Origin of the sequence: Mesorhizobium sp. M0019 (assembly GCF_040323975.1) — a bacterium.
In the GTDB taxonomy this organism is placed as follows: Bacteria; Pseudomonadota; Alphaproteobacteria; order Rhizobiales; family Rhizobiaceae; genus Mesorhizobium.
In genome coordinates this window covers 1-2,633 of sequence record NZ_JAMYVK010000114.1, presented here as the reverse complement: position 1 = coordinate 2,633, position 2,633 = coordinate 1, and the positions used below count along the sequence as shown (strand labels likewise).

1 protein-coding gene and 1 pseudogene are annotated in these 2,633 nt (G+C 63.7%); one reads left to right on the top strand and one right to left on the bottom strand.

Annotated features, from left to right (window positions below; translation table 11 throughout):
* Positions 1–247 precede the first annotated feature (247 nt).
* Complete coding sequence (locus NKK47_RS34820; RefSeq protein ID WP_352458803.1) at positions 248–2,260, bottom strand: acetyl-CoA carboxylase biotin carboxylase subunit; 2,013 nt, start codon at positions 2,258–2,260, stop codon at positions 248–250.
* 213 nt (positions 2,261–2,473) lie between these two features.
* On the opposite strand from NKK47_RS34820, the pseudogene NKK47_RS34815 reads away from it, so the two are divergent.
* Positions 2,474–2,633: pseudogene (locus NKK47_RS34815) on the top strand (S-(hydroxymethyl)glutathione dehydrogenase); the annotation flags it as partial.

Sequence of the window (2,633 nt, the reverse complement as noted above, 5' to 3'; positions counted from 1 at the left end):
TCCGCCGTACAAGTGCCTCGACCGCCGATCGGATCGGCGGGCTGCAGCTTATGTCAAAGGCCATTGTCAGCAATCATGAGAGTGGGGAGATTGGCCATCATCTCGGCTTTCGCCAATTTCCAACGTTGCAGGAGCGAGCGAGGCGCCGAGGCTGCCAATCTCCCCCCTGGAGGGGGAGATGTCCGGCAGGACAGAGGGGGGCGCTGTCCCGCCAACTGCTGACGGGCGTCGAGGGCGGGTTTCAGCCTCACGCGAATTCCATGATCACCGCATCGACGGCAAGGCTGTCGCCTGGCCTGGCGTTGAGCTTCGAGACGATGAGATCGCGCTCGGCGCGCAACACGTTTTCCATCTTCATCGCCTCGACCACGGCCAGCGTCTCGCCGGCCTTGACCTCCTGCCCCTCGGCAACGGCGATCGATACGACGAGGCCGGGCATCGGGCAAAGCAGCATCTTCGAGGTATCCGGCGCCACGTTTTCCGGCATCAGCCGTTCGAGCTCGGCGGTGCGCGGCAGCATGGCGCGCGCCGTCACCGACATGCCTTTCCAGGCGATGCGGAACCCGTTCAGCACCGGCCTGACTTGCGCCGCGACCTTGCGGCCGCCGACTGTGCCGCGCCAGATGAGATCGCCCGGCCGCCAGTCGCATGCCACCGTCAGCGGTTTGCCGCCGTCGATTGTGAGGTCGAGCTCCATCGGAATGGAAATCATGCCTTCGACGATGGCAACCGAAAGATAATCCCGGCCGATCTTCACCACCCAATCGCGTTTCAAGGCACCCGAATGCGGCGCCAGCCGCCCGCCCAGCCGGTCGAGCCGGTCGCGGCGCAGCAGTTCGACCGCGGTTGCGATCGCGGCCAGCACCGCGTTTTCTTCGCTGTTCGGCACAATGGGCGCGAAGCCGTCGGGATACTCCTCGGCGATGAACGCCGTCGATAGCCGCCCTTCCCGCCAGCGCCGATGCTGCATCAGCGCCGCCAGGAACGGTATGTTGTGCTCGATGCCATCGACGACGAAACTGTCCAGCGCTTCCGACATCGCGTCGATCGCCGCCAGCCGTGTCGGCGCCCAGGTGCACAGCTTGGCGACCATCGGGTCGTAGAACATCGAGATTTCCGAGCCTTCGGTGACGCCGGTATCGTTGCGGATAACGACCTCGCCGAATTTTCCCTCTTCCGGCGGCCGGTATTTCATCAGCCTGCCGATCGACGGCAGAAAGTTGCGATACGGATCTTCGGCATAGAGGCGGCTTTCCACCGCCCAGCCGTTCAGCTTGACGTCGCTCTGCTTGATGGCGAGCTTTTCGCCGGCCGCCACGCGGATCATCTGCTCGACCAGGTCGATGCCGGTGACGAGCTCTGTCACCGGATGCTCGACCTGCAGTCGCGTGTTCATTTCCAGGAAATAGAAGTTTTTGTCGCTGTCGACGATGAACTCGACCGTGCCGGCGCTCTGGTAGTCGACGGCCTTGGCCAGCGCCACCGACTGCTCGCCCATGGCTTTGCGGGTCTTGGCGTCGAGGAACGGCGACGGCGCCTCCTCCACGACCTTCTGGTTGCGGCGCTGGATCGAGCATTCGCGCTCGCCGAGATAGAGCGTGTTGCCATGCGCGTCGGCGAGCACCTGGATTTCGATATGGCGCGGATCGACGATGAATTTTTCGATGAAGACGCGGTCATCGCCGAACGAGCTTTTGGCCTCCGACCGCGCCCGGTCGAAGCCGTCGCGCACCTCTGCCTTGCTCCAGGCGATGCGCATGCCCTTGCCGCCGCCGCCGGCCGAAGCCTTGATCATCACGGGATAGCCGATTTCGCCGGCTATTCTTTCGGCATGGGCGGCGCTTTCGACGACGCCGAGCCAGCCGGGCACCGTCGACACCTTGGCCGCGTTGGCGAACTTCTTCGATTCGATCTTGTCGCCCATCGCCTTGATGGCCTTGGGCTTCGGGCCGATGAAGACGATGCCTTGCTGCTCCAGCGCTTCGCAGAAGGATGCCCGCTCGGACAGGAAACCGTAGCCGGGATGCACGGCCTCTGCTCCTGTCGCCTTGCAGGCGGCGATGATCTTTTCCGCGACCAGATAACTTTGCGCAGCCGGCGAAGGCCCGATATGCACCGCCTCGTCGGCCATTTCGACATGCACGGCGTCGCGGTCGGCGTCGGAATAGACCGCGACGGTGGCGATGCCCATCTTGCGCGCCGTCTTGATCACGCGGCAGGCGATCTCGCCACGGTTGGCGACCAGGATCTTTGTGAACATGCAGGCCTCGTCCCTCGGCTGCCCTTCTTTTACGGGCTTCCCGTTTTATGGGCTTCAGGGGGCCGGTCAAGGCAAAGTCGGAGCCTATCCCGCATGCAAATCGGCGGGCGCTGACGAAAATCCGGGGTCAGAACGTCGCTTCGTGCATAGCGCAGAGCTGAATGGTAAGTTAAATCTAACCTGGATTGCAGACTGCCTTGGGAGGATTGCCTGATGAAAACGCGCGCCGCTGTCGCCGTCGCCGCCGGAAAGCCGCTGGAGATCATGGAGGTCGACCTCGACGGTCCGCGTGATGGCGAGGTGCTGGTCGAGATCAAGGCAACCGGCATCTGCCACACCGACGAGTTCACGCTGTCGGGCGCCGACCCGGAAG

Coding starts and splice junctions, on each gene's coding strand:
- NKK47_RS34820 (WP_352458803.1), bottom strand. CDS start 2,260: ATGTTCACAAAGATCCTGGTCGCCAACCGTGGCGAGATCGCCTGCCGC.